This window comes from Pseudomonas sp. KB-10 (genome assembly GCF_018221585.1).
Classification (GTDB): domain Bacteria; phylum Pseudomonadota; class Gammaproteobacteria; order Pseudomonadales; family Pseudomonadaceae; genus Aquipseudomonas; species Aquipseudomonas yangonensis.
On record NZ_QYYB01000001.1, the window covers coordinates 468,163 to 488,464 of the forward strand.

Sequence of the window (20,302 nt, forward strand, 5' to 3'; positions counted from 1 at the left end):
CGCCCCTGATGACGCCCCATCCCAAGCGCGACACGCGCCGCACTTGCCACGACATTGGACGAATGAGTGACTCGACAGTCATGATCCACGTCAGGTTAGGCAGCCGAAATTTTCCAAATGCCACCGCCCTATGACCCCGCTCGCGCCCACTGGCGCCGGCCTGGCGTCGCGCTGGCCTTGTTCAGGAGCTTTTGAGTTATGTCGCGCTTACCTGTGATCGTGGGTTTTGGGGGTTACAACGCAGCCGGGCGCAGCTCCTTCCACCATGGTTTTCGTCGTACCGTGCAGGAGTCGCTGGAGCCTCAGGCACGCCAGGAAACCCTGGCCGGGCTTGCGCAGATGATGAAGCTGGTACGCGTGGTCGATGGCCAGTATCAGGATCAGGACGGCCAGGCGCTGAGCCTGGCCGACATCGAAAGCCGCTACGCCAAGCAGATATTCGCAGGCACACTGGTGCGCCGCATCGAGAAGCAGCATCTGGACCCGGACGCCGCCCACTGGCAAAAGAGCATCGGCGTCGCCCCCGCCGATGGCGCCAGCCTGAGCTTCATCACCCAGCGCAAACAACTGCCCGAGCCATTGCCGGCCAACTGGTCGGTCGAAGAGCTCGAAGGCAATGAGGTGCGTGTCACCCTGCACGACAGCTGCGAATTCAAGGTCGACAGCTATCGCCCGCTGGCGGTTAAGTCAGCCGGCCAGCTGCCCACCGGTTTCGAGCCCAGCGAGCTGTACAACGCACGTTTTCACCCACGCGGCCTGGCCATGACCGTGGTCGGCGTCACCGACGCCCTGCGTTCGGTGGGCATCGACTGGCAGCGCATCGTTCAACATGTCGCCCCGGACGAGATCGCCGTGTTCGCCAGCTGCATCATGAGCCAGCTCGACGAGAACGGCTTCGGCGGCATGATGCAGTCGCGCCTCAAAGGCGGCCGCGTCACCGCCAAGCAGCTGGCCCTGGGCCTGAACACCATGCCGGCCGACTTCATCAACGCCTACGTGCTCGGCAGCGTCGGCACCACCGGCAGCATTACCGGTGCCTGCGCCACCTTCCTCTACAACCTGCAGAAGGGCATCGAGCAGATCGCCGCAGGCAAGGCGCGCGTGGTCATCGTCGGCAGCAGCGAGGCGCCGATCAACCAGGAGTGCATCGAGGGTTACGGCGCCATGGGCGCGCTGGCTACCGAAGAAGGACTGCGTCAGATCGAGGGCAAGCAGGACGTGGACTTCCGCCGCGCCAGCCGCCCGTTCGGCGACAACTGCGGCTTCACCCTGGCCGAAGCCTGCCAGTTCGTGGTGCTGATGGACGACGAGCTTGCGCTGGAGTTGGGTGCCGACATTCACGGCGCCGTGCCGGACGTGTTCATCAACGCTGACGGTTTCAAGAAATCCATTTCCGCGCCCGGCCCGGGCAACTACCTGACCGTGGCCAAGGCCGTGGCCAGCGCCGTGCAACTGCTCGGCCTGGATGCCGTGCGCAGCCGCAGCTTCGTGCATGCCCATGGCTCCAGCACCCCGGCCAACCGCGTCACCGAGTCGGAGATTCTCGACCGCGTCGCGGCGGCCTTCGGCATCGAACAGTGGCCGGTCACGGCAGTGAAAGCCTTCGTCGGCCACTCCCTGGCCACCGCCAGCGGCGACCAGGTGATCGGTGCCCTCGGCGCCTTCAAGTACGGCATCGTGCCGGGCATCAAGACCATCGACGCGGTCGCTGGCGACGTGCATCAGGATCACCTGAGCCTGTCCACCGAAGACCGTAAGGTGGGTGAGCACGCGCTGGACGTGGCCTTCATCAACTCCAAGGGTTTTGGCGGCAACAACGCCAGCGCCCTGGTGCTGGCCCCGCATGTGGTCGAGCGCATGCTGCGCAAGCGCCATGGCCAGGCCGCCTTCGATGCCTACCTTGCCCGCCGCGAGGGCACCCGCGCCGCCGCAGCCGCCTACGACCAGCAGGCGCTGCAGGGCAAGCTGGACATCATCTACAACTTCGGCAACGACATGATCGACGACCAGGCGATCTCCATCACCACCGAAGAAGTGAAGGTGCCGGGCTTCGATCAGCCGCTGGTGTTCAGGAAGGACGAGCGCTACAGCGATATGCTCGATTGAGCAAAGCGCCAAAGACGCACCAATCCGTAGGAGCGAGCTCTGCTCGCGAAGCTTCTGGATCGCCAAGATTCGCGGGCAGAGCTCGCTCCTACAGGTAAAGCGTCAACGCTGTAGGTTGCGCGCCAACTCGATCAGCTCGCCTCGCCAACCGGCGGCGGCCGGCAAGGCCAGAAACGAGGGGTTGAGGAAGGATTCGCGCGCCTCGTAGGTCAGCACTTCGCCGGCCAGATTCAGCACTTCGCCGCCCGCCCCTTCCAGCACGCCCTGCGCTGCAGCGGTGTCCCACTGCGAGGTGGGCGCCAGACGCGGGTAGCAATCGGCATTGCCTTCGGCCAGCAGACAAAACTTCAGCGAGCTGCCGATATTGGCCAGCGCCGGCTCGCCGAAACGCTCAGCCAGGCCTGCGAGCAGGGTTTCCTGCGCCGGGCTCGAATGGCGCTTGCTGGCCACCAGAGTGAAATCCTGCGCTGGTGCCACACGCACGCTGATCGACTGCTCTTCACCCGGCGCTTCGCTGCGCCAGGCGCCCAGACCGGCGCCGCCGTAATAGCAACGGCCATTGGCCGGAATGCCGACCACACCGAAGACCACGCGGCCCTGCTCGATCAGCGCGACGTTGACGGTGAACTCCTCGGAGCCGGCGATAAACTCCTTGGTGCCATCGAGCGGATCGACCAGCCACCAGCGCGTCCAGGCGGCGCGCTCGGCCAGCGGAATATCGGCGGCCTCCTCCGACAGCACCGGAATATCCGGCGCCAGCGCCTGCAGGCCATCGAGCAGGATATGGTGCGCGGCCAGGTCGGCGGCAGTGACCGGAGAGGCATCGGCCTTCTCCGTCACCGCCACATCGCTGCGCCAGTACGGCAGGGTCGCAGCGCCTGCAGCGCGTACCAGTTCGATTACCGGAGGGACATAGGGATGGCTCACGGACGATACTCCCCACGCTGGGTGAGCAGGTCGCGTACCAGATAAAGCGCGGCCAGGGCGCGGCCCTCGCTGAACTGCTCGTGCTGGGCCAGGCTGGACAGCTCGCGCAGGCTGATGCGGTCGACCCGCATCGGCTCGGGCTCATCCCCCGGTAGGCGCTCCTCATACAGATCGCGCGCCAGCACTACCTGGATCTTCTGACTCATGTAACCGGGCGACAGGCTCAGCTCGGTGATGTACTCCAGCTCATGTGCGCCGAACCCCGCCTCCTCCTTGAGCTCGCGATTGGCCGCCACCAGCACGTCTTCACCCGGCTCGATCAGCCCCTTGGGCAATGACAGCTGATAGTCATCGGTGCCGCCGCAGTATTCCTCGACCAATACGGCATGCTCGGCGTCGAGCATTGCCACCACCATCACCGCGCCATAGCCGGCCCCCTTGCCGACCAGTCGCTCATAGGTGCGCTCGGTCCCGTTGGAAAAGCGCAACTGCACCTCCTCGACACGGAACAGGCGACTGCTGGCGACGATCTCACGAGCGAGAACCGTGGGCTTCTGACGCATGGGGTAAACTCCTTGGCCTGACCTGGCGCGTTATCATACCGCGGCTTTTGCGATTATCCCCGGCGCAGATTGCGCGTTCGCGACGCGCGCCGGCAGATTCACGACTTTCATCACCAGGCGCGCCCATGTCTTCACTACCCTGGCACCAGATCGACACCGTCCTGCTGGACATGGACGGCACCCTGCTCGATCTGCATTTCGACAATCACTTCTGGCTCAAGCACCTGCCGCAGCGTTATGCCGAGCACCATGGCATCAGTCTGGCGCTGGCCGAGGCCGAGCTGCTGCCGCTGTTTCGCCAGCACGCCGGCACACTGAACTGGTACTGCACGGACTTCTGGAGCCGCGAGCTGAAACTGTCGATCCGCGAACTCAAGCGTGAGGTCGCCGACCTGATCGCCCTGCGCCCGGACGCCGAGCTGTTCCTTCGCGCCCTGCGCGAGGCCGGCAAGCGTGTGGTGCTGATCACCAACGCACATCGCGATTCGCTGTCGTTGAAGATGGAACGGGTGGAACTGGCGCCCTGGTTCGAGCGCCTGATCAGCTCTCACGACTACGGTTTTCCCAAGGAGAACCAGCAGTTCTGGTTCTCCCTGCGTCAGGACGTCGGCTTCGATCCGGCGCGCAGCCTGTTCATCGACGACAGCCTGCCGATTCTTCGTAGCGCCGGACAGTTCGGTGTCGCCCACCTGCTTGCCGTGCGTCAGCCGGACAGCCAGGCCGGGCCCAAGGACACCGAAGAATTCGACGCGGTGGAGGATTACCAGGAGTTGCTGCAGGGCCTGTAGCCCGGATGCAATCCGGGACGCTCTTCGTAATACTGTCCACTTAAGGTTGCACACGTTTTGCTCTCCTCTCCCATTCATGGGAGAGGAGCTGGGGGAGAGGGCCGAAAACGCCGCGAAACCGCCGGTTTCCCCCTAACCCTCTCCCCAAAGGGGCGAGGGGACTGATCGTGTTTGACCGTTTCTTAAGTGAACAGCATTAGGGACGCTCTTCGAGGATTTTCCCGGATTGCATCCGGCTACCAAGCGAGAGCTAGGGCGCCGGGCTGTATACGCGCGGCGCGCTGTGATGCGGCAGGTGGATGAGGTTGAGACGGTGCCGACGCGCCCAGCGCACGCACAGTTCGGTCGGTGCCGACAGGCTGACCAGGCTGGCGAAACCGGCGCGCACCGCCTTGTGGATCAGTTCCAGGCTGCAGCGACTGGTGACCACGGCAAAGCCGCGGCGGGCGTCGCGGTTTTCACGGTTTAGCGCGCCGATCAGCTTGTCCAGCGCGTTGTGCCGGCCAATGTCTTCGCGGCACAGGACGATCTCACCAGACTCGTCGACGAACAGCGCCGCGTGCAGCGCGCCGCTTTGGCGCGCCAGCTTCTGCACTTCACCGATGCGCGTACGCAGGTCGGCCAGGTGCGCGGCCGGTGGCAGCGGGTTGACGCTCAGGGTGTCGAGTTGCGGCAGCGCCTGCTCCAGTGCCTCGACGCCACACAGGCCGCAACCACTGGTACCGGCCAGATTGCGCCGCTGCTGCTTGAGCGCCCAGAAGGCACGACTGGAAATCTCCACGTCGGCGCTGAACGCCTCACCCGCGCGCTTGAGCTGGATGTCGTAGATGTCCTCGGCCGCCGCCACGACTGCAGACGTCAGGCTGAAGCCGACGACGAAATCCTCCAGTGCACTGGGCGACACCATCATCACTGCATGGCTGATGCCGTTGTAGGCGATAGCCAGCGCACATTCCTCGGCCAGCACCGCATGCCCCTGGCTGGCGGTCTCGTCCAGCTCGGCATAGGCGTAGCCGCCCGCTGCCGGGCTGGCGGCAATTTCATCGGCAAGTGGTCGTGGTGCACGGTGAGTCATGTGATGCGGATTCCTCGCAATGATCGCAGGGCGCCTGGCGGTGCCCTGCGAAACAGCCGGATTGCAGCACTCAGACAGTAGCAGCCTGCGGCGCGATCTGCCCGCGCAAATCGCGCAGCACCTGCAGCACGAAATCGCTCAGCCCCTCGCCACCGCTGGCGTCCAGGTGAGCGTAAAGCGCCGTGCGCATCTGCGGGTCCCACTGACGACGCAGATGCTGGGCGTACTCGCTACGCGCCTGCTCCTGGTCGGGCTGGGAGGCGAAAAAGGCACCGATCTGGTTGGCCATCTTGATCAGTTGCGTGGCGTTCATGCCCATGGCTGTGCTCCGCTGGTTGTTCGGCAAGCCGCAAGGAACAGGTTAGCGCGGCAGGGGCGCGCACCACGCACCCCTGCCATCTGCGTTGGTTGCAGCATCATAGCTGCACCACCGGCAGCAGGCTGACCTGCTCGCGGGTGAAGCTATCGAACTCCTGCTGCCAGTCGGACGGCGTCTCGACCTTGCGCACCTGCACCGCGGTGACCTTGTACTCCGGGCAGTTGGTGGCCCAGTCGGAGTTGTCGGTGGTGATCACGTTGGCGCCGGATTCCGGATGGTGGAAGGTGGTGTACACCACACCCGGCTGCATGCGCTCGGTGACCTTGGCGCGCATCACCGTCTCGCCGGCACGGCTGTTGATGCCGACCCAGTCGCCATCCTTGATGCCGCGATCCTCGGCGTCCACAGGGTGCAGCTCGAGGATATCCTCGGCGTGCCAGGCCTTGTTGGCGGTACGCCGGGTCTGCGCACCGACGTTGTACTGCGAAAGGATGCGCCCGGTGGTCAGCACCAGCGGCCGCTTGCGCGAGGTGCGCTCCTCGGTCGGGATGAACTCGGTGACCACGAAGCGACCCTTGCCACGCACGAAGGCGTCCTCGTGCATGATCGGCGTGCCTTCCGGGGCCTCGTCATTGCACGGCCACTGGATGCTGCCCATGCGGTCGAGCTTGGCGTAGCTGACACCGGTGAAAGTCGGCGTCAGCGCGGCGATCTCGTCCATGATCTCGGACGGATGCTTGTAGTTCATCGGGTAGCCGAGGGCGTTGGACAACGCCACGGTCACTTCCCAGTCTTCCTTGCCGGCCAGCGCCGGCATCACCTTGCGCACCGGCGAAATGCGCCGCTCGGCGTTGGTGAAGGTGCCGTTCTTCTCCAGGAAGGAGGCGCCAGGCAGGAACACGTGGGCGTACTTGGCGGTTTCGTTGAGGAATAGGTCCTGGATCACCACGCACTCCATGGCCTTGAGTGCATCGGTGACGTGCTGGGTGTCGGGGTCGGACTGCGCCGGGTCCTCGCCCTGGATGTACATGCCCTTGAAGGTGCCGGCATGCGCAGCAGCCAACATGTTGGGGATGCGCAGGCCCGGCTCGTCGAGCAGCTTGACGCCCCAGGCGGCCTCGAACTGCGGCCGCGCTACCGGATCGGAAACGTGGCGGTAGCCCGGCAGCTCATGGGGGAAGGAGCCCATGTCGCAGGAGCCCTGCACGTTGTTCTGTCCGCGCAGCGGGTTCACGCCGACGCCCGGACGGCCGATATTGCCAGTGGCCATGGCCAGGTTGGCGATCGCCATCACGGTGGACGAGCCCTGGCTGTGCTCGGTGACGCCCAGGCCGTAGTAGATCGCCGCGTTGCCACCGGTAGCGTACAGCCGCGCAGCAGCGCGCACCGAGGCGGCCGGCACGCCGGTCAGGGCCTCCATGGCCTCGGGGCTGTTGCGTTGTTCGCTGACGAAGGTGCGCCATTGCTCGAAGCCTTCTGCCTCGCAGCGCTCGGCGACGAAGGCTTCGTTGACCAGGCCCTCGGTGACGATCACGTGGCCCAGGCTGTTGAGCAGGGCGACGTTGCTGCCAGGACGCAGTTGCAGGTGGTGCTCGGCGCGGATGTGCGGGCTGCGCACCAGGTCGATGCCGCGCGGGTCGGCGACGATCAGCTTGGCGCCCTGGCGCAGGCGGCGCTTGAGCTGCGAGCCGAACACCGGGTGGCCGTCGGTGGGGTTGGCACCGATCACCAGCACCACATCGGCGGACAGCACCGAGTCGAAATCCTGGGTACCGGCGGACTCGCCGAGGGTCACCTTCAGACCGTAGCCGGTCGGCGAATGGCAGACGCGGGCGCAGGTATCGACGTTGTTGTTGCCGAAGGCGGCGCGCACCAGCTTCTGCACCAGGTAGGTTTCCTCGTTGGTGCAGCGCGAGGAGGTCAGACCGCCGACCGCATTGCGGCCGTATTGCGCCTGGATCTCCTTGAAGCGCCGGGCGGCGTAGCCGATGGCCTCGTCCCAGCTCACCGAGCGCCACGGCTCATGGATGCTGTCGCGGATCATCGGCGTCTTGATGCGGTCCGGGTGGGTCGCGTAGCCCCAGGCGAAGCGGCCCTTGACGCAGGCGTGGCCGTGGTTGGCGTGGCCGTTCTTGTTCGGCACCATGCGCACCACGGTGTTGCCCTTGACCTCGGCGTTGAACGAGCAGCCGACGCCGCAGTAGGCGCAGGTGGTGGTGACGCTGCGCTCGGCCTGGCCCAGCTCGATCACCGACTTTTCCATCAGCGTGGCGGTCGGGCAGGCGTTGACGCAGGCGCCGCAGGACACGCACTCGGAGTCGAGGAAATCCTCGGCCTGGCCGGCAGCCACGCGCGAATCGAAGCCGCGGCCGTCGATGGTCAGGGCGAAGGTGCCCTGCACTTCCTCGCAGGCGCGCACGCAGCGGTTGCAGACGATGCACTTGGACGGGTCGTAGCTGAAATAGGGGTTGGACTCGTCCTTGGCCTCGGCCAGGTGAGTCTTCACCGGGTCGTAGCGCACTTCGCGCAGGCCGACCACACCGGCCATGTCCTGCAGCTCGCAGTTACCGTTGGCCGAGCAGGTCAGGCAGTCCAGCGGGTGGTCGGAGATATACAGTTCCATGGTGCCGCGACGCAGTTCGGCCAGTTTCGGGCTCTGCGTGCGCACCACCATGCCCGGCTCCACCGGGGTGGTGCAGGACGCCGGGAAGCCGCGGCGGCCTTCGATTTCCACCATGCACAGGCGGCACGAGCCGAACGGTTCCAGGCTGTCGCTGGCGCACAGCTTGGGCACGGCGATACCGGCCTCCTGAGCCGCACGCATCAGCGAGGTGCCGGCCGGCACGGTGATGGCGTTGCCGTCGATTTCCAGGGTTACCGGAGCACCGCTGCGAGCAGGGGTGCCATAGTCGAGTTCACGATACAGGGCCATGGTGACGCCTCCGGATCAGCGGGCTTCGGCGCTGTCTTGCGACACGCCGAAGTCCTCGGGAAAGTGGTTGATGGCGCTCAGCACCGGATAGGGTGTCATGCCGCCAAGGGCGCAGAGCGAGGCGCCAAGCATGGTGTCGCAGAGGCTCTTGAGCAGCTCGATGCGCCCCGGCTGCGGGCCTTCGGAACGGGCCACGATGATCTGCGACAGCAGCTCCTCGCCGCGGGTCGAGCCAATCCGGCAGGGCGTGCACTTGCCGCAGGATTCCACCGCGCAGAACTCCATGGCATAGCGCGCCATGTCGGCCATGTCGACGGTATCGTCAAATACCACGATGCCGCCGTGGCCGAGCACCGCGCCAAGGGCAGCGAAGGCCTCGTAATCCAGCGGTGTGTCGAACTGCGACTCGGGCAGATAGGCGCCGAGCGGGCCGCCGACCTGCACCGCACGGATTGGCCGGCCGCTGGCCGAACCGCCGCCGTATTCATACAGCAGCTCGCGCAGGGTGATGCCGAAGGCCTTCTCGATCAGGCCGCCACGGGCGATGTTGCCGGTCAGCTGGATCGGCAGGGTGCCGAGCGAGCGGCCCATGCCGTAGTCCTTGTAGTAGGCACCGCCCTTGTCGAGGATGATCGGCACCGACGCCAGGGAGATCACGTTGTTGATCACCGTCGGCTTGCCGAACAGGCCCTCGATGGCTGGCAGCGGCGGCTTCGGCCGCACGGTGCCGCGCTTGCCCTCGACACTCTCGAGCAGCGCAGTTTCCTCACCGCAGATATAGGCGCCAGCGCCGCGGCGCAGCTCCAGGTGGAAGGCCTTGCCGCTGCCGAGCACGTCGTCACCCAGATAGCCGGCGGCCGTGGCGCGGGCGATGGTTTCGAGCAGTACCGCCTCGGCGTGCGGGTATTCCGAACGCAGGTAGATGTAGCCCTTGGTGGCGCCGACGGCGAGACCGGCGATGGTCATGCCCTCGATCAGTACATAGGGGTCATCCTCCATCACCATACGGTCGGAGAAGGTGCCCGAGTCGCCTTCGTCGGCATTGCAGACGATGTACTTCTGCTCGGCCTGGCAGCCAAGCACGGTGCGCCACTTGATGCCGGTGGGAAATGCCGCACCACCACGACCACGCAGGCCGGACTCGGTGACCTCGGCGACGATCGCTTCGGGCGTCATGCCGAGGGCGCGCTTGAGGCCACGGTAGCCGTCGTGGGCGATGTAGTCCTCCAGCGACAGCGGGTCGGTGATGCCGACGCGGGCGAAGGTCAGGCGCTCCTGGCGCTTGAGGTATTCGATTTCCTCGGTCAGGCCGTGGCCCAGCGCATGTGCCTTGCCCTCGTGGAAACCGGCGTCGAACAGGCCGGCAACGTCGCGTGCCTTGACCGGCCCATAGGCGACACGACCGGCCGGCGTGGCGACCTCGACCAGCGGCTCGAGCCAGAACAGCCCGCGAGAGCCGTTGCGCACCAGCTTCACTTCGATACCGCGCGCCGCGGCCTCGCCGACTATGGCCTTGGCTACCTTGTCGGCGCCCAGGCTGAGCGCGGTGGCATCGCGCGGGACGAAAATGGTAATGGACTCGCTCATGCCTGGGCCTCCTGTTCCGCCAGCAGCGCCAGCACTTCCTCGGCGTCGACACGACCGTGCAGTTCGCCATTGAGCATCACGCTCGGTGCGCAGGCGCAGTTGCCCAGGCAGTACACCGGCTCGAAACTGAGGCTGCCGTCCTCACGGGTCTCGCCCAGCGGCAGGCCGAGCTTGCTTTCCAGTTCAGCGGTCAGCGCCTTGACGCCCATCGACTGGCAGGCCTCGGCCTGACACAGCTTGAGCACCTGGCGACCGGGCGGCGTGGCGCGAAAATCGTGATAGAAGGTGACCACCCCGTGCACCTCGGCGCGCGACAGGCAGAGGTCCTCGGCGATCAGCGGCAACAGCTCGGGCGGTACGGCGCCGAGGCGGTCCTGGATGTCGTGGAGGATGGGTAGCAGGGCGCCGGGCTGGCCGCGGTGGGCGGCGAGCACCTCACGGGCGACGGCCTCGCACTGCTCGGGGGCGAAGCGCTGGGGAAGAAGGGCCATGTTAGATGCTCCAGCCGGCGGCTATACCGGTACTGTCAGGAGATAATCCGGCCAGTCACGGCTGCCGGTCGGCTTATCCCAGGCGGAGCCGCAAGGCTCGCCACATATGAAGTAAAGTTCTTATACTGGGTCGCAAAGCGCCCATGTGCTGCAAATTAGCATGGGAAATCGGCCGAACAAATATGAAGCCTTGAGCATATGATCAGCATCGACATTCAACCTCGCTGGCGTTTCCACCAACGCGACGGCAGCAGCCTCGATCCGCAGGGGCTGGAGTTGCTGCAGGCCGTGCACGACACCGGCAAGCTGACCGAGGCTGCCGCCCGCGTCGGCTATTCCTACCGTCACGCCTGGAACCTGCTGGGCAAATGGCAGGCATTCTTCGGCAGGCCGCTGATCGAGCTGGAGCGTGGCAAGGGCGCACGGCTGGCACCGCTGGGAGAAAAGCTGCTGTGGGCCGACCAGCGCATCCGCGCACGGCTGTCGCCGCAGCTGGACAACCTGGCCGGCGAGCTGGAGCTGGAACTGAACCGGGTGCTGCAGGCCAGCAACCCGGGCCTGCGCATCCATGCCAGCCATGGTTTCGCCGTCGCGGCACTGCGCGAATGGCTGGAACGCGACCCCAGCTGGCAGTGGGAGGTGCAATTTCGCAGCGGCAGCGAGGCGATGGTCGCCCTGCAGCGCCACGACTGCGAAGTGGCCGGCATGCACGTGCCGGCAGGGCCGCTCGGCGCGCTGAGCATGAGCCGCATCCAGCCCTGGCTGCGCCCCGATCAGCGGGTGATCACCTTCGTCGTGCGCACCCAGGGGCTGATGCTCGCCCCAGGTAACCCGCACGGCGTGCAAGGCCTGGCGGACCTGGCGCGCGGCGAGCTGCGCTTCGTCAATCGCGAACCAGGTTCGGGGACGCGCCTGCTGCTGCAGGACCTGCTACAGCAGGGTGGTCTGGACAGCACGACCATCAAGGGTTTCCACAACGAGGAATTCACCCACGCCGCAGTGGCAGCCTTTGTGGCCAGCGGCATGGCCGATGTCGGCTTCGGCGTGGAAGCGGCGGCGCGCCAGTTCGGCCTGGACTTCATCCCCATGGCGCGCGAGCACTATTGCCTGCTGTGCCGCGAGGACAGCCTCGAGCTGCCGGCGATGGCCGCGCTGCTGCGAGTGCTGCAGAACCCGGAGTTCCAGGCGCGTATCGCTCAGTTGCCCGGCTATGCCCTGAGCCGCCCCGGTGAGGTGTTGCCATTGGCCCAGGCGCTGGAACAGTGGGGACGCGAGCCCCTGCTCTGAGCATCACACCACATAATCCGACAGGCGGCTGCGCAGTGGGGAACCACGGGCAAGCCGCTTGGGTCAATGGAGCAACTCCCGCCGCACTGCGGCTCCGTGATCGAGAAGCCTATGAAGTCTCTACAGTTCCTCTTCCTTTCCCTTGGCCTGAGCAGCGGCGGTTTCGCCTTTGCCGGCAGCACCGAAGCGGGTTTGGGTGGCGCCCTCGGTGGCGCGGTGGGCGCGATGGTTGGCCAGCAGGTCGGTGGCAACACCGGGGCTGCAGTCGGCGCAGGCCTCGGCGGCGCGGCCGGCAGCATGGTCGGCGCTGATCGCCGCAGCCGCACCGAAGCCGCCATCGGCGGCGCGCTAGGCGCGGCAGGCGGCAACGTCGTGGGTCAGCAGGTCGGCGGCAATACCGGCGGCGTGGTTGGCGCCGCAGTAGGTGGCGGCGCTGGTGGCGCGCTGGGCAACTACATGGGCAATGCCAGCTACGACGATGACCGTCGTGACAAGCGTCGCCACTACCACGGCAAGAAGCACCACAAACACTGGCGCCGTCACTGACCGACGCCGATCAACCAGGGCTCATGGCGCTGGCCGAAGGCAACTTCGACCTGCACCTTGGGCCTTTTTTCGTCATGGGCGCGCAGCCGCCATTGAGCGAAGGCCTCCCGGTAGCGTCTGGGCACGCTGATGCGATCACTCTCCAGCACTACGCTGGCACTGTAGTTGGGCATGTCGCCGTAGCGATAGGGGGTCAGGCGACCAGCCAGAATGACCTGGCGCTGACGATCCGGCCAGGCCTGGCGCAGAGCCTCGGCATCGAGGCCGGCATCCACCAGCATCAGACGCGTGGCCTGCTGCTGCTCGTGCCGCAGTTCGAGCCGGCGCTGATCGCGCTGTTGGCGCAAGCTCTCGTCTTGCGGTCGTAAGGCCAGCACCGCCTGGGCACTGGCCAGTGCGGCCTTGGCCCGCTCGACCTGCTTTCGATAGCTCGGCCCGTCCAGTTCCAGCACCAGCCACAGCGGCCGCTCCGCGCTGCGGCCCAGGTCGTTCGGCGCAAAACCCAGTTCCCGCAGCTTGGCCTCGTCCAGCCAGGACCAGTCGGCATCCGCCTGGCGCCAGGCCAGCTGCAGACGCAGGCCACTGTTCTCTTCGCCGCGCAGCCAGCTGTCGTAGGGCAGCTGGATTTCCCGCTCGCTCAATTGCAGTTGCGCCTGCGGCTCACCGCTGCGGTTGTACCAGACGCCCGCGAGGGCCACGGCATTGCTCGCCAGGATCAGCCCGACACCGAGCCAAAGTGGGCGGTTCATGCTGCACCTCCACGGCGCCAGCGCTGCAGCATGACCAGCAACAACAGTGCGATCAGCCCGAGCAGGAGGAAGAACAGGTAGCGTGGCAGCAGCTCCCACCACCAGTCGAACAGCTTGCTGAACAGCAGCACCAGGGCGAAGCCCAACCCGGTATTGACCACCTCGGCCCAGCCGCGGCGTACGCCCAGCCAGATCACCAACCCCGCCAGGACGAAGCCCAGCGTCTGGTAAAAGGCCTCCACCCAGCGCGGCGGCCAATCGAGGTAGCTGCCCTGGCCCCAGTAGCTGAGGATCAGGACCGGCCCGAACAGGTACAGCAAGCCGACCACCCGATAGCAGGCGGCGAAACCGATCCGTCGCGTCTGATCGATGAACTGTGGCAGCACGAACAGCAGCGCGGCAGGCAGGAAGTTCTCCGGGTGGTCATCCAGCGACCACCAGTACAAGCCCGTCCAGTCGTTCAACCGCGCAGCGAGGAACAGGCCGAAGCACAGCAACGCGGTGACCAGCAGCAGGCGCTGACGGCATTGATAGGCCAGCAATAGCGCCAGCGCACCCCAGGGCAACAGCGCCTTGTCCGAGGGCGTGATATTGAAGATCTGCCCGAGCATCGACAGATTGAGCACGAAGCAGACGAATGCCAGCACCGCGGCCAGCTTGGCGTAGTAACCGGAGGCGTCGCGAGCCTGCAGCCAGAAGCACAGCAGCAGGCTGCCCAGCGAGCTGCCGAGCAGCACACCGACCTGCACACCGGCATCGAACAGGCCCCAGAACTGGTAGAAGAGAAAGAACAACCCGGCTGCCAGGGCCAGCGCACCGACCAGTGAGGCCAGGCGCATGCCCAGCGACAGCTGGCGCGCGCGGGCATCGGCGTCGATGTCCAGAGTTTGCCGGTAGTGCGTCAGCAACTGCTCGTGATAGGCAGTCAGGCCCTGCTCCTGCTCGGCGCTCAGCTGCAACACCTGCTCGCGGTGCAGCTCGGCCAGCTCGGCGCGGAACGCAGCGATGCGCTCGGCACGGCGTTGCGCCTGCTCGCGTTGCAGATCGGACATGGGCACTCCCCGGCGGCATGAATCGCCACAGCCTAGCACGCCTCAGGCGGCCAGCAGACGCTCCAGCGCCGAGCGCAGCGGCTCGGGGATGCTCACCGGACGATTACTCGCCCGATCGACGAACACATGGACGAAACGCCCGGCGGCGCAGGCCTGCTCCTCACCGGCCCTGAAGATCGCCAGCTCGTACTGCACCGAACTGTTGCCCAGCTTGCCGACGCGCAGACCGACCTCGATTGCGTCAGGGAAAGCGATGGAGGCGGAGTAGTCGCAGCTGGAGCTGACCACGAAGCCGACCACTTCGCCGCCATGAATATCCAGCCCGCCCTCTGCGATCAGGTAGGCATTCACCGCGCTGTCGAAGTAGCTGTAGTAGGTCACGTTGTTGACGTGGCCGTAGATGTCGTTGTCATGCCAGCGCGTGGTGATCGGCTGGAAGTGGCGGTAGTCGCCACGCAGGTGTTGGGGTTGGCTCATGATGATCCTTGGATTGGTATCGCGGCTAAAGCCCCTCCCAAGGCTGCGGCGCTCTTGTGGGAGGGGCTTTAGCCGCGACCTGAATCAATAGGCAGCCTGATAAATGGCCAGCGCCTGCTGCTCGTTCATCTCGCGCGGATTGTTCACCAGCAGGCGCTGCTGCAGCATGGCGTCCGCCGCCAGGGTGGGCAACATGGCCTCGCTCACTCCGGCGTCGCGCAGCCGCGTCGGCAGGCCGCTGCGCTGACTGAACGCTGCCAGCGCCTCGATCAGTTGCTCGGTCTGCGCTGCGGCATTGCCGGCCCGCAACTGCTCGCCCAATACCAGCGGCGCCAGCTCGGCGTAAAGCGGCGCGGCCACCGGCGCGTTGAAGGCCAGCACCTGCGGCAGCACCAGAGCATTGGACAGCCCGTGGGGAATATGGAAATGCCCGCCCAGGGGGTAGGCCAGCGCATGTACCGCTGCCACCGGCGCGTTGGCGAAGGCCTGCCCGGCCAGGCAGGCGCCGAGCAGCATGGCCTGGCGCGCGTCGCGGTTGCCGCCGTTGCGCACCACCTCGTCGAGGTTGGCCGCCAGCAGGCGCAGCGCTTCGCGCGCCAGCAGATCGGAAAGCGGGTTCTTCTTCAGCGCGCTGGTATAGGCCTCAATGGCATGCACCATGGCGTCGATGCCGGTGGCGGCGGTGACCGCAGGCGGTAGGCCGAGGGTCAGGTCGGCGTCGAGCAGGGCCAGATCCGGCAGCAGCAGCGGCGAGACCACGCCCATCTTGGTGGTTTCGCCGGTGGTGACGATGGCGATTGGCGTCACCTCGGAGCCAGTGCCGGCGGTGGTCGGCACCTGGATCAGCGGCAGACGCCGCCCGCGGGCATTGCCCACGCCGTAGATCTCGCTCAGCGCCTGGCTGCAGTCGGGATGCGCCAGCAAGGCCACCAGCTTGGCCACGTCCATCGAGCTGCCGCCGCCGAAACCGACCACCAGCTCCGCCTGCAGCTCGCAGGCCTGGGCCACGGCGGCCAACACCACGGCCTCGGGCGGATCGGCCAGCACCTGGTCGAACACCTGCACACCCATACCGGCGCGGGCGAAGCCCGGCAGCAGGGGCTCCAGCAGGCCGAGGCGGATGATGCCGGGATCGGTGACGATCAGCACGCGCTGCGCGCCGCGCTCGCGGCATAGGTCGGCCAGACGCAGGCTGGCGCCGGATTCGCAGAGCATCTGCGCGGTGGTGGCGAAGCTGAAGGGATGCATGGGGTGCTCCTCTTGTTGTAGCCCGGAAGCAATCCGGGGTCGGTCAGGCAAATTTCCCCGGATTGCATCCGGGCTACACCGCTCCTACAGACATCTCCGCTAAAAGGCGAAACTGTCCTCATCCATGGCCATCAGGCACTGCGCGCCGCCCAGCAGGGCTTCGCGGTGCGCACTGGCGCGCGGCAGCACGCGGCGCAGGTAGAACTCGGCACTGTGCCGCTTGGCCTGGTAGAACGCCGCCTCGCCGCTCCCTGCCTCCAGCGCATCCTGAGCCCGCGCCGCGGCCTGCAGCCAGAAACCGGCGAGCAGCACGTAGGCCGAGTACTGGAGAAAATCCACCGAAGTGGCACCGATCTCCTGCGCATCGCGCTGGCATGCGGCGAGCACTTGCGTGCTCAGCTCGCGCCATTCGCCAATACGCGCCTGCACGACGGTCGCCATTTCCTCCAGCGCCGGGCGCGTGGTCTGGGCATCGCACAGCGCGCTGAACTCTGCCTGCAGCGCGCTCAATTCGGCGCCGCCGTCACCCAGCAGCTTGCGACGGATATAGTCCAGCGCCTGAATGCCGTTGGTGCCTTCGTACAGCTGGGTGATGCGGCTGTCGCGCATCAGCTGCTCCATGCCCCATTCGCGGATGAAACCGTGCCCACCGTAGACCTGCACGCCATGACTGGCCACCTCCTGGCCCATGTCGGTGAAGAACGCCTTGACGATGGGGATCAGCAGCGCCGCGCGCTTGCCGGCCGCCTTGCGCGCCTCGGCCGACTCGGCGCCGTGCTCCAGATCCAGTTGGCGTGCAGTGTAGGCAGCGAGCATGCGACTGCCCTCGACCAGGGTCTTTTGCGTGAGCAGCATGCGCCGCACGTCGGGGTGAACGATGATCGGATCGGCCGCCTTGTCAGGCGCCTGCACACCCGCCAGGCCACGCGACTGCAGGCGCTCGCGGGCATAACGCAGCGCACCCTGGAAGGCCGCCTCGCCAATGCCGAGGCCCTGCAGGCCGACCTGAAAGCGCGCGTCGTTCATCATGGTGAACATGCAGGCCAGACCCTGGTTGGCCTCGCCCACCAGCCAACCGGTGGCGCCGTCGAAGTTCATCACGCAGGTGGAGGCACCCTTGATGCCCATCTTGTGCTCGATGGCCCCGCACGACAGGCTGTTGCGTTCACCCGGAGTGCCGTCGGCGGCGGCGACGAACTTCGGCACCAGCAGCAGCGAAATGCCTTTCACGCCAGCCGGTGCATCGGGCAGGCGCGCCAGCACCAGGTGGATGATGTTCTCGGAGAAATCCTGCTCGCCGCCGCTGATGAAGATCTTGCTGCCGCTGACCTTGTAGCTGCCGTCGGCCTGCGGCTCGGCGCGGGTGCGCAGCAGGGCCAGGTCGGTGCCGGCCTGCGGCTCGGTCAGGCACATGGTGCCGGTCCACTGGCCGCTGACCAGCTTGCTCAGGTACTGCTGTTTCAGCGTTTCGCTGCCGTGCTTGTGCAGCGCCAGCACGGCGCCTTCGGTCAGCCCGGAGTAGACGCGGAAGGACAGCGAGGCGCCCATCAGCATCTCGTGAAAGGCGAAGGCCACCAGCTGCGGGAAACCCTGGCCGCCGTACTCCACCGGGCCGGTCATGCTCGCCCAGCCGTTGTCCACGTATTGCCGGTAGGCCTCGGCAAAGCCCTTGGGCGTACTGACCTGACCATTCTCCAGGCGGCAGCCCTCCTCGTCGCTGTTGCGATTGAGCGGGGCGATCTCACCCGCGGCGAAGGCTGCCGCCTCCTCCAGCACACCGTCGATGAGCTCACGGTCCAGGCCGTTGCCCAGGCGCTCGCAGTGGCCGGCAGCGTCGAACAGTTCGTGCAGCACGAAGCGCATATCGCGCAATGGCGCCTGATAGCTCATACCCGACCCTCCTGTACGTCGCTGAACTGCTTGTTCTCGGCAGCCAGACGCTCGATCAGCGCCGCCGGCTGCCAGTGCGCGCCGAAACGCTCGGTCAGTTGCAACAGGCGCCGATGGATCGCCGCGACACCCTCGCCATCGGCCCAGACCATCGGGCCGCCGTGCTCGGCAGGAAAGCCGTAGCCGTTGAGATAGACCAGGTCGATGTCGTGGCTGTTGGCGGCGATGTTCTCCTCGAGAATCTTCGCCCCCTCGTTGACCAGCGCCAGCAGGCAGCGCTCGAGAATCTCCTCGTTGCCGATATCGCGGCGGGTGAAACCCAGGCGCTCCGACTGCATCTGCACCAAGCCGTCGACGACCGGGTCATGCTCGGCCTGGCGACTGCCGGGCGCATAGAGGTAGTAGCCCTTGCCGCTCTTCTGGCCGAAGCGGCCCAGCTCGCACAGGCGGTTGTCCACCTGTACCGCCGGATCATCCTGCCCCTCCCCTGCCAGTTCGCGGGCGCGCCATTCCAGGTCGATGCCGACCACGTCGTACATGCGAAACGGCCCCATGGCGAAGCCGAAGCCCTGCAGCGCCGCGTCCACCTGGTGCGGCCAGGCGCCTTCGAGCAGCAGCATGCGCGCCTCGCGCACGTAGGTGTGCAGCATGCGGTTGCCGATAAAGCCGTGGCAGTTGCCGGCCACCACCGCCACCTTGCCCATGCGCTCGCCCAGCTCCTGTGCGGCCTGCAACACGGCCGGCGCGGTCTTGCCGCCGCGGACTATCTCCAGCAGCTTCATGATGTGCGCCGGGCTGAAGAAGTGCAGGCCCAGCACGGCTTCCGGCCTCGCTGTGACGGCGGCGATAGCGTCGATATCCAGCGCCGAGGTATTGCTGGCGAGGATGGCGCCGGGCTTCATCACCGCGTCCAGCTCGCGGAAGATGCGTTGCTTGAGCTCGAGATTCTCGTACACCGCCTCGATCACCAAGTCGGCATCGGCCAGCGCCGCATAGCTTTCCACCGCATGGATTCGGGCGCGTCGCGCCGCGGCTTCGGCCTCATCGATGCGGCCCTTGGCGACGTTGTGCGCCCAGGTTTCCTCGGCCATTGCCAGGCCCTGCTCGACCATCTGCGGATTGTTGTCCAGCCACAGCACCTGCAGGCCGGCATTGGCCAGGCTGATGACGATGCCGCGGCCCATGGTGCCGGCGCCGATCACGGCGGCACAGCGAAGCGGCGAGACGACTTGAGTCATGTTGTTCCTCTCGAGCACCAATAGAAAAGCTTGGGTCACGATAAGCAAGCCGCTACTATTTTTGAAATTTAGTCTTGTGATACGACGTATTCAGTAGATGAATTTCACCAACTTCGACCTCAATCTGCTGCGCGTGCTCGATGCCCTGCTGCGCGAACAGAACGTCTCGCGCGCCGCCGAGCACCTGGCGCTGAGCCAGCCGGCGGTCAGCAATGCCCTGGGCCGTCTGCGCGAGCTGCTCGACGACCCGCTGCTGGTGCGCGTGGGCAGACGCATGCAGCCTACCCCGCGAGCCCTGGCGCTGGAGGCGCCGATCCGCAGCGCGCTGCGCCAGCTGGAGCAGAGCCTGAGCGCGGGCGAGGCCTTCGAGCCGGGCGAAAGCCGCCAGCGCTTTCGCATCGCCGTCACCGATTACGTCGAGCTGGTGTGCATGCCGCGCCTGCTCGACCGCCTCAGCCACAAGGCACCGGGAATCGGCATCGATATTCGCCACCTCAGCCCCAGCCTGCCGGTGGAGGCGCTGGACAAGGGCGAGCTGGACCTGGTGCTGGGCCGCTTCGACGAGATGCCGGCGCGTTTCGCCCGCCGTCACTGGATGAGCGAGACGCTCAAGCTGGCGGTACGCCGCGAGCATCCGCTGCTGCGTCGGGGCAGCCTGGATCTGGAGACCCTCCTGCGCCTGCGTCACCTCTGGGTGCACGGCGGGCAGACCCGCGGCATGGTCGATCAGTGGCTGGGCGAACAGGGCCTGTCGCGGCAGATCTTCTACACCACGCCGAACTACCTGCAGGCGGCGCACATCGTCGCCGGCAGCGAACTGGCGGCCGTGCTGCCCACTGCCCTGGCCCGGCATTTCGCCACGCTGCTGCCGCTGCAATTGTTCGACCTGCCCTTCGCCCTCGGCCCCTTCCATCTGGAAGTGGTCAGCCTGGCGCAACGTCAGCGCGATGCCGCGCTGCAATGGCTGATCGAGGAGATCGTCGCAGTGGCCAACCCCTAGGGAGCGCCGCGCCATGCGCACCGGCCA

18 protein-coding genes are annotated in these 20,302 nt (G+C 66.4%); 5 read left to right on the forward strand and 13 right to left on the reverse strand.

From position 1 onward, the window contains the following. Positions 1 to 198: 198 nt before the first annotated feature. Complete coding sequence (locus DXK50_RS02075) at positions 199 to 2,106, forward strand: beta-ketoacyl synthase (protein ID WP_212629187.1); 1,908 nt, start codon at positions 199 to 201, stop codon at positions 2,104 to 2,106. Positions 2,107 to 2,208: 102 nt separating this feature from the next. Here DXK50_RS02075 and cysQ read toward each other — a convergent pair whose 3' ends face one another. Next, positions 2,209 to 3,033, reverse strand: coding sequence for a 3'(2'),5'-bisphosphate nucleotidase CysQ (cysQ, locus tag DXK50_RS02080; RefSeq protein ID WP_212629188.1), 825 nt, complete (start codon positions 3,031 to 3,033; stop codon positions 2,209 to 2,211). Continuing rightward, positions 3,030 to 3,596, reverse strand: coding sequence for an ADP compounds hydrolase NudE (nudE, locus tag DXK50_RS02085; protein ID WP_041976195.1), 567 nt, complete (start codon positions 3,594 to 3,596; stop codon positions 3,030 to 3,032). The genes cysQ and nudE overlap by 4 nt, the downstream gene beginning before the upstream one ends. A gap of 125 nt (positions 3,597 to 3,721) precedes the next feature. On the opposite strand from nudE, the gene yrfG reads away from it, so the two are divergent. Further along, positions 3,722 to 4,384 (forward strand): GMP/IMP nucleotidase, encoded by a 663-nt coding sequence (yrfG, locus tag DXK50_RS02090; protein ID WP_161865767.1) that lies wholly within the window; start codon positions 3,722 to 3,724, stop codon positions 4,382 to 4,384. 250 nt (positions 4,385 to 4,634) lie between these two features. Here the strand turns inward: yrfG and fdhD are convergent, their stop codons facing one another. The 5 genes from fdhD to DXK50_RS02115 form a co-directional block, all read right to left on the reverse strand. Further along, on the reverse strand, positions 4,635 to 5,459 hold the full coding sequence (gene fdhD, locus DXK50_RS02095; RefSeq protein ID WP_212629189.1) for a formate dehydrogenase accessory sulfurtransferase FdhD: 825 nt from the start codon (positions 5,457 to 5,459) through the stop codon (positions 4,635 to 4,637). Positions 5,460 to 5,529: 70 nt separating this feature from the next. Beyond that, complete coding sequence (locus tag DXK50_RS02100) at positions 5,530 to 5,778, reverse strand: formate dehydrogenase subunit delta (RefSeq protein WP_161865765.1); 249 nt, start codon at positions 5,776 to 5,778, stop codon at positions 5,530 to 5,532. A 97-nt stretch (positions 5,779 to 5,875) separates the two neighbouring features. Further along, entirely contained in the window at positions 5,876 to 8,710 is a 2,835-nt protein-coding gene (gene fdhF, locus DXK50_RS02105; protein ID WP_212629190.1) for a formate dehydrogenase subunit alpha, read from the reverse strand. Positions 8,711 to 8,725: 15 nt separating this feature from the next. Next, positions 8,726 to 10,297: a formate dehydrogenase beta subunit gene (locus DXK50_RS02110; RefSeq protein WP_161865763.1), complete on the reverse strand. Its 1,572-nt coding sequence runs from the start codon at positions 10,295 to 10,297 to the stop codon at positions 8,726 to 8,728. After that, entirely contained in the window at positions 10,294 to 10,788 is a 495-nt protein-coding gene (locus tag DXK50_RS02115; protein WP_161865762.1) for a formate dehydrogenase subunit gamma, read from the reverse strand. The genes DXK50_RS02110 and DXK50_RS02115 overlap by 4 nt, the downstream gene beginning before the upstream one ends. Positions 10,789 to 10,986: 198 nt before the next feature. Here DXK50_RS02115 and DXK50_RS02120 point away from each other — a divergent pair, with 198 nt between their 5' ends. Further along, the gene (locus DXK50_RS02120; RefSeq protein ID WP_161897860.1) at positions 10,987 to 12,075 is read left to right on the forward strand and encodes a substrate-binding domain-containing protein; all 1,089 of its coding nucleotides are present in this window, start codon (positions 10,987 to 10,989) and stop codon (positions 12,073 to 12,075) included. Between the two features lie 111 nt (positions 12,076 to 12,186). Beyond that, positions 12,187 to 12,621: a glycine zipper domain-containing protein gene (locus tag DXK50_RS02125; protein ID WP_212629191.1), complete on the forward strand. Its 435-nt coding sequence runs from the start codon at positions 12,187 to 12,189 to the stop codon at positions 12,619 to 12,621. Here the strand turns inward: DXK50_RS02125 and DXK50_RS02130 are convergent. The 6 genes from DXK50_RS02130 to DXK50_RS02155 form a co-directional block, all read right to left on the reverse strand. Then, a complete protein-coding gene (locus DXK50_RS02130) occupies positions 12,615 to 13,370 on the reverse strand; it encodes a DUF4824 family protein (RefSeq protein ID WP_212629192.1) in 756 nt (251 codons plus the stop codon). The genes DXK50_RS02125 and DXK50_RS02130 overlap by 7 nt on opposite strands. Beyond that, on the reverse strand, positions 13,367 to 14,422 hold the full coding sequence (locus tag DXK50_RS02135) for a DUF2157 domain-containing protein (RefSeq protein ID WP_212629193.1): 1,056 nt from the start codon (positions 14,420 to 14,422) through the stop codon (positions 13,367 to 13,369). The genes DXK50_RS02130 and DXK50_RS02135 overlap by 4 nt, the downstream gene beginning before the upstream one ends. A gap of 42 nt (positions 14,423 to 14,464) precedes the next feature. Next, positions 14,465 to 14,899, reverse strand: coding sequence for an acyl-CoA thioesterase (locus tag DXK50_RS02140; RefSeq protein WP_212629194.1), 435 nt, complete (start codon positions 14,897 to 14,899; stop codon positions 14,465 to 14,467). A gap of 84 nt (positions 14,900 to 14,983) precedes the next feature. Beyond that, positions 14,984 to 16,147: an iron-containing alcohol dehydrogenase gene (locus tag DXK50_RS02145; protein WP_212629195.1), complete on the reverse strand. Its 1,164-nt coding sequence runs from the start codon at positions 16,145 to 16,147 to the stop codon at positions 14,984 to 14,986. A gap of 99 nt (positions 16,148 to 16,246) precedes the next feature. Next, positions 16,247 to 18,037: an acyl-CoA dehydrogenase C-terminal domain-containing protein gene (locus DXK50_RS02150; protein WP_212629196.1), complete on the reverse strand. Its 1,791-nt coding sequence runs from the start codon at positions 18,035 to 18,037 to the stop codon at positions 16,247 to 16,249. Continuing rightward, the gene (locus tag DXK50_RS02155; protein WP_212629197.1) at positions 18,034 to 19,275 is read right to left on the reverse strand and encodes a 3-hydroxyacyl-CoA dehydrogenase; all 1,242 of its coding nucleotides are present in this window, start codon (positions 19,273 to 19,275) and stop codon (positions 18,034 to 18,036) included. Before DXK50_RS02155 ends, DXK50_RS02150 begins: the two co-directional genes overlap by 4 nt. Before the next feature lie 97 nt (positions 19,276 to 19,372). Between DXK50_RS02155 and DXK50_RS02160 the strand changes: the two genes are divergently transcribed. Further along, positions 19,373 to 20,275 carry a LysR family transcriptional regulator gene (locus DXK50_RS02160; RefSeq protein ID WP_212629198.1) on the forward strand — a complete coding sequence of 301 codons (903 nt, stop codon included), beginning with the start codon at positions 19,373 to 19,375 and terminating at the stop codon, positions 20,273 to 20,275. Positions 20,276 to 20,302 lie beyond the last annotated feature (27 nt).

Coding starts and splice junctions, on each gene's coding strand:
- DXK50_RS02075 (WP_212629187.1), top strand. CDS start 199: ATGTCGCGCTTACCTGTGATCGTGGGTTTTGGGGGTTACAACGCAGCC.
- nudE (WP_041976195.1), bottom strand. CDS start 3,596: ATGCGTCAGAAGCCCACGGTTCTCGCTCGTGAGATCGTCGCCAGCAGT.
- yrfG (WP_161865767.1), top strand. CDS start 3,722: ATGTCTTCACTACCCTGGCACCAGATCGACACCGTCCTGCTGGACATG.
- fdhD (WP_212629189.1), bottom strand. CDS start 5,459: ATGACTCACCGTGCACCACGACCACTTGCCGATGAAATTGCCGCCAGC.
- DXK50_RS02100 (WP_161865765.1), bottom strand. CDS start 5,778: ATGGGCATGAACGCCACGCAACTGATCAAGATGGCCAACCAGATCGGT.
- fdhF (WP_212629190.1), bottom strand. CDS start 8,710: ATGGCCCTGTATCGTGAACTCGACTATGGCACCCCTGCTCGCAGCGGT.
- DXK50_RS02110 (WP_161865763.1), bottom strand. CDS start 10,297: ATGAGCGAGTCCATTACCATTTTCGTCCCGCGCGATGCCACCGCGCTC.
- DXK50_RS02115 (WP_161865762.1), bottom strand. CDS start 10,788: ATGGCCCTTCTTCCCCAGCGCTTCGCCCCCGAGCAGTGCGAGGCCGTC.
- DXK50_RS02120 (WP_161897860.1), top strand. CDS start 10,987: ATGATCAGCATCGACATTCAACCTCGCTGGCGTTTCCACCAACGCGAC.
- DXK50_RS02125 (WP_212629191.1), top strand. CDS start 12,187: ATGAAGTCTCTACAGTTCCTCTTCCTTTCCCTTGGCCTGAGCAGCGGC.
- DXK50_RS02130 (WP_212629192.1), bottom strand. CDS start 13,370: ATGAACCGCCCACTTTGGCTCGGTGTCGGGCTGATCCTGGCGAGCAAT.
- DXK50_RS02135 (WP_212629193.1), bottom strand. CDS start 14,422: ATGTCCGATCTGCAACGCGAGCAGGCGCAACGCCGTGCCGAGCGCATC.
- DXK50_RS02140 (WP_212629194.1), bottom strand. CDS start 14,899: ATGAGCCAACCCCAACACCTGCGTGGCGACTACCGCCACTTCCAGCCG.
- DXK50_RS02145 (WP_212629195.1), bottom strand. CDS start 16,147: ATGCATCCCTTCAGCTTCGCCACCACCGCGCAGATGCTCTGCGAATCC.
- DXK50_RS02150 (WP_212629196.1), bottom strand. CDS start 18,037: ATGAGCTATCAGGCGCCATTGCGCGATATGCGCTTCGTGCTGCACGAA.
- DXK50_RS02155 (WP_212629197.1), bottom strand. CDS start 19,275: ATGACTCAAGTCGTCTCGCCGCTTCGCTGTGCCGCCGTGATCGGCGCC.
- DXK50_RS02160 (WP_212629198.1), top strand. CDS start 19,373: ATGAATTTCACCAACTTCGACCTCAATCTGCTGCGCGTGCTCGATGCC.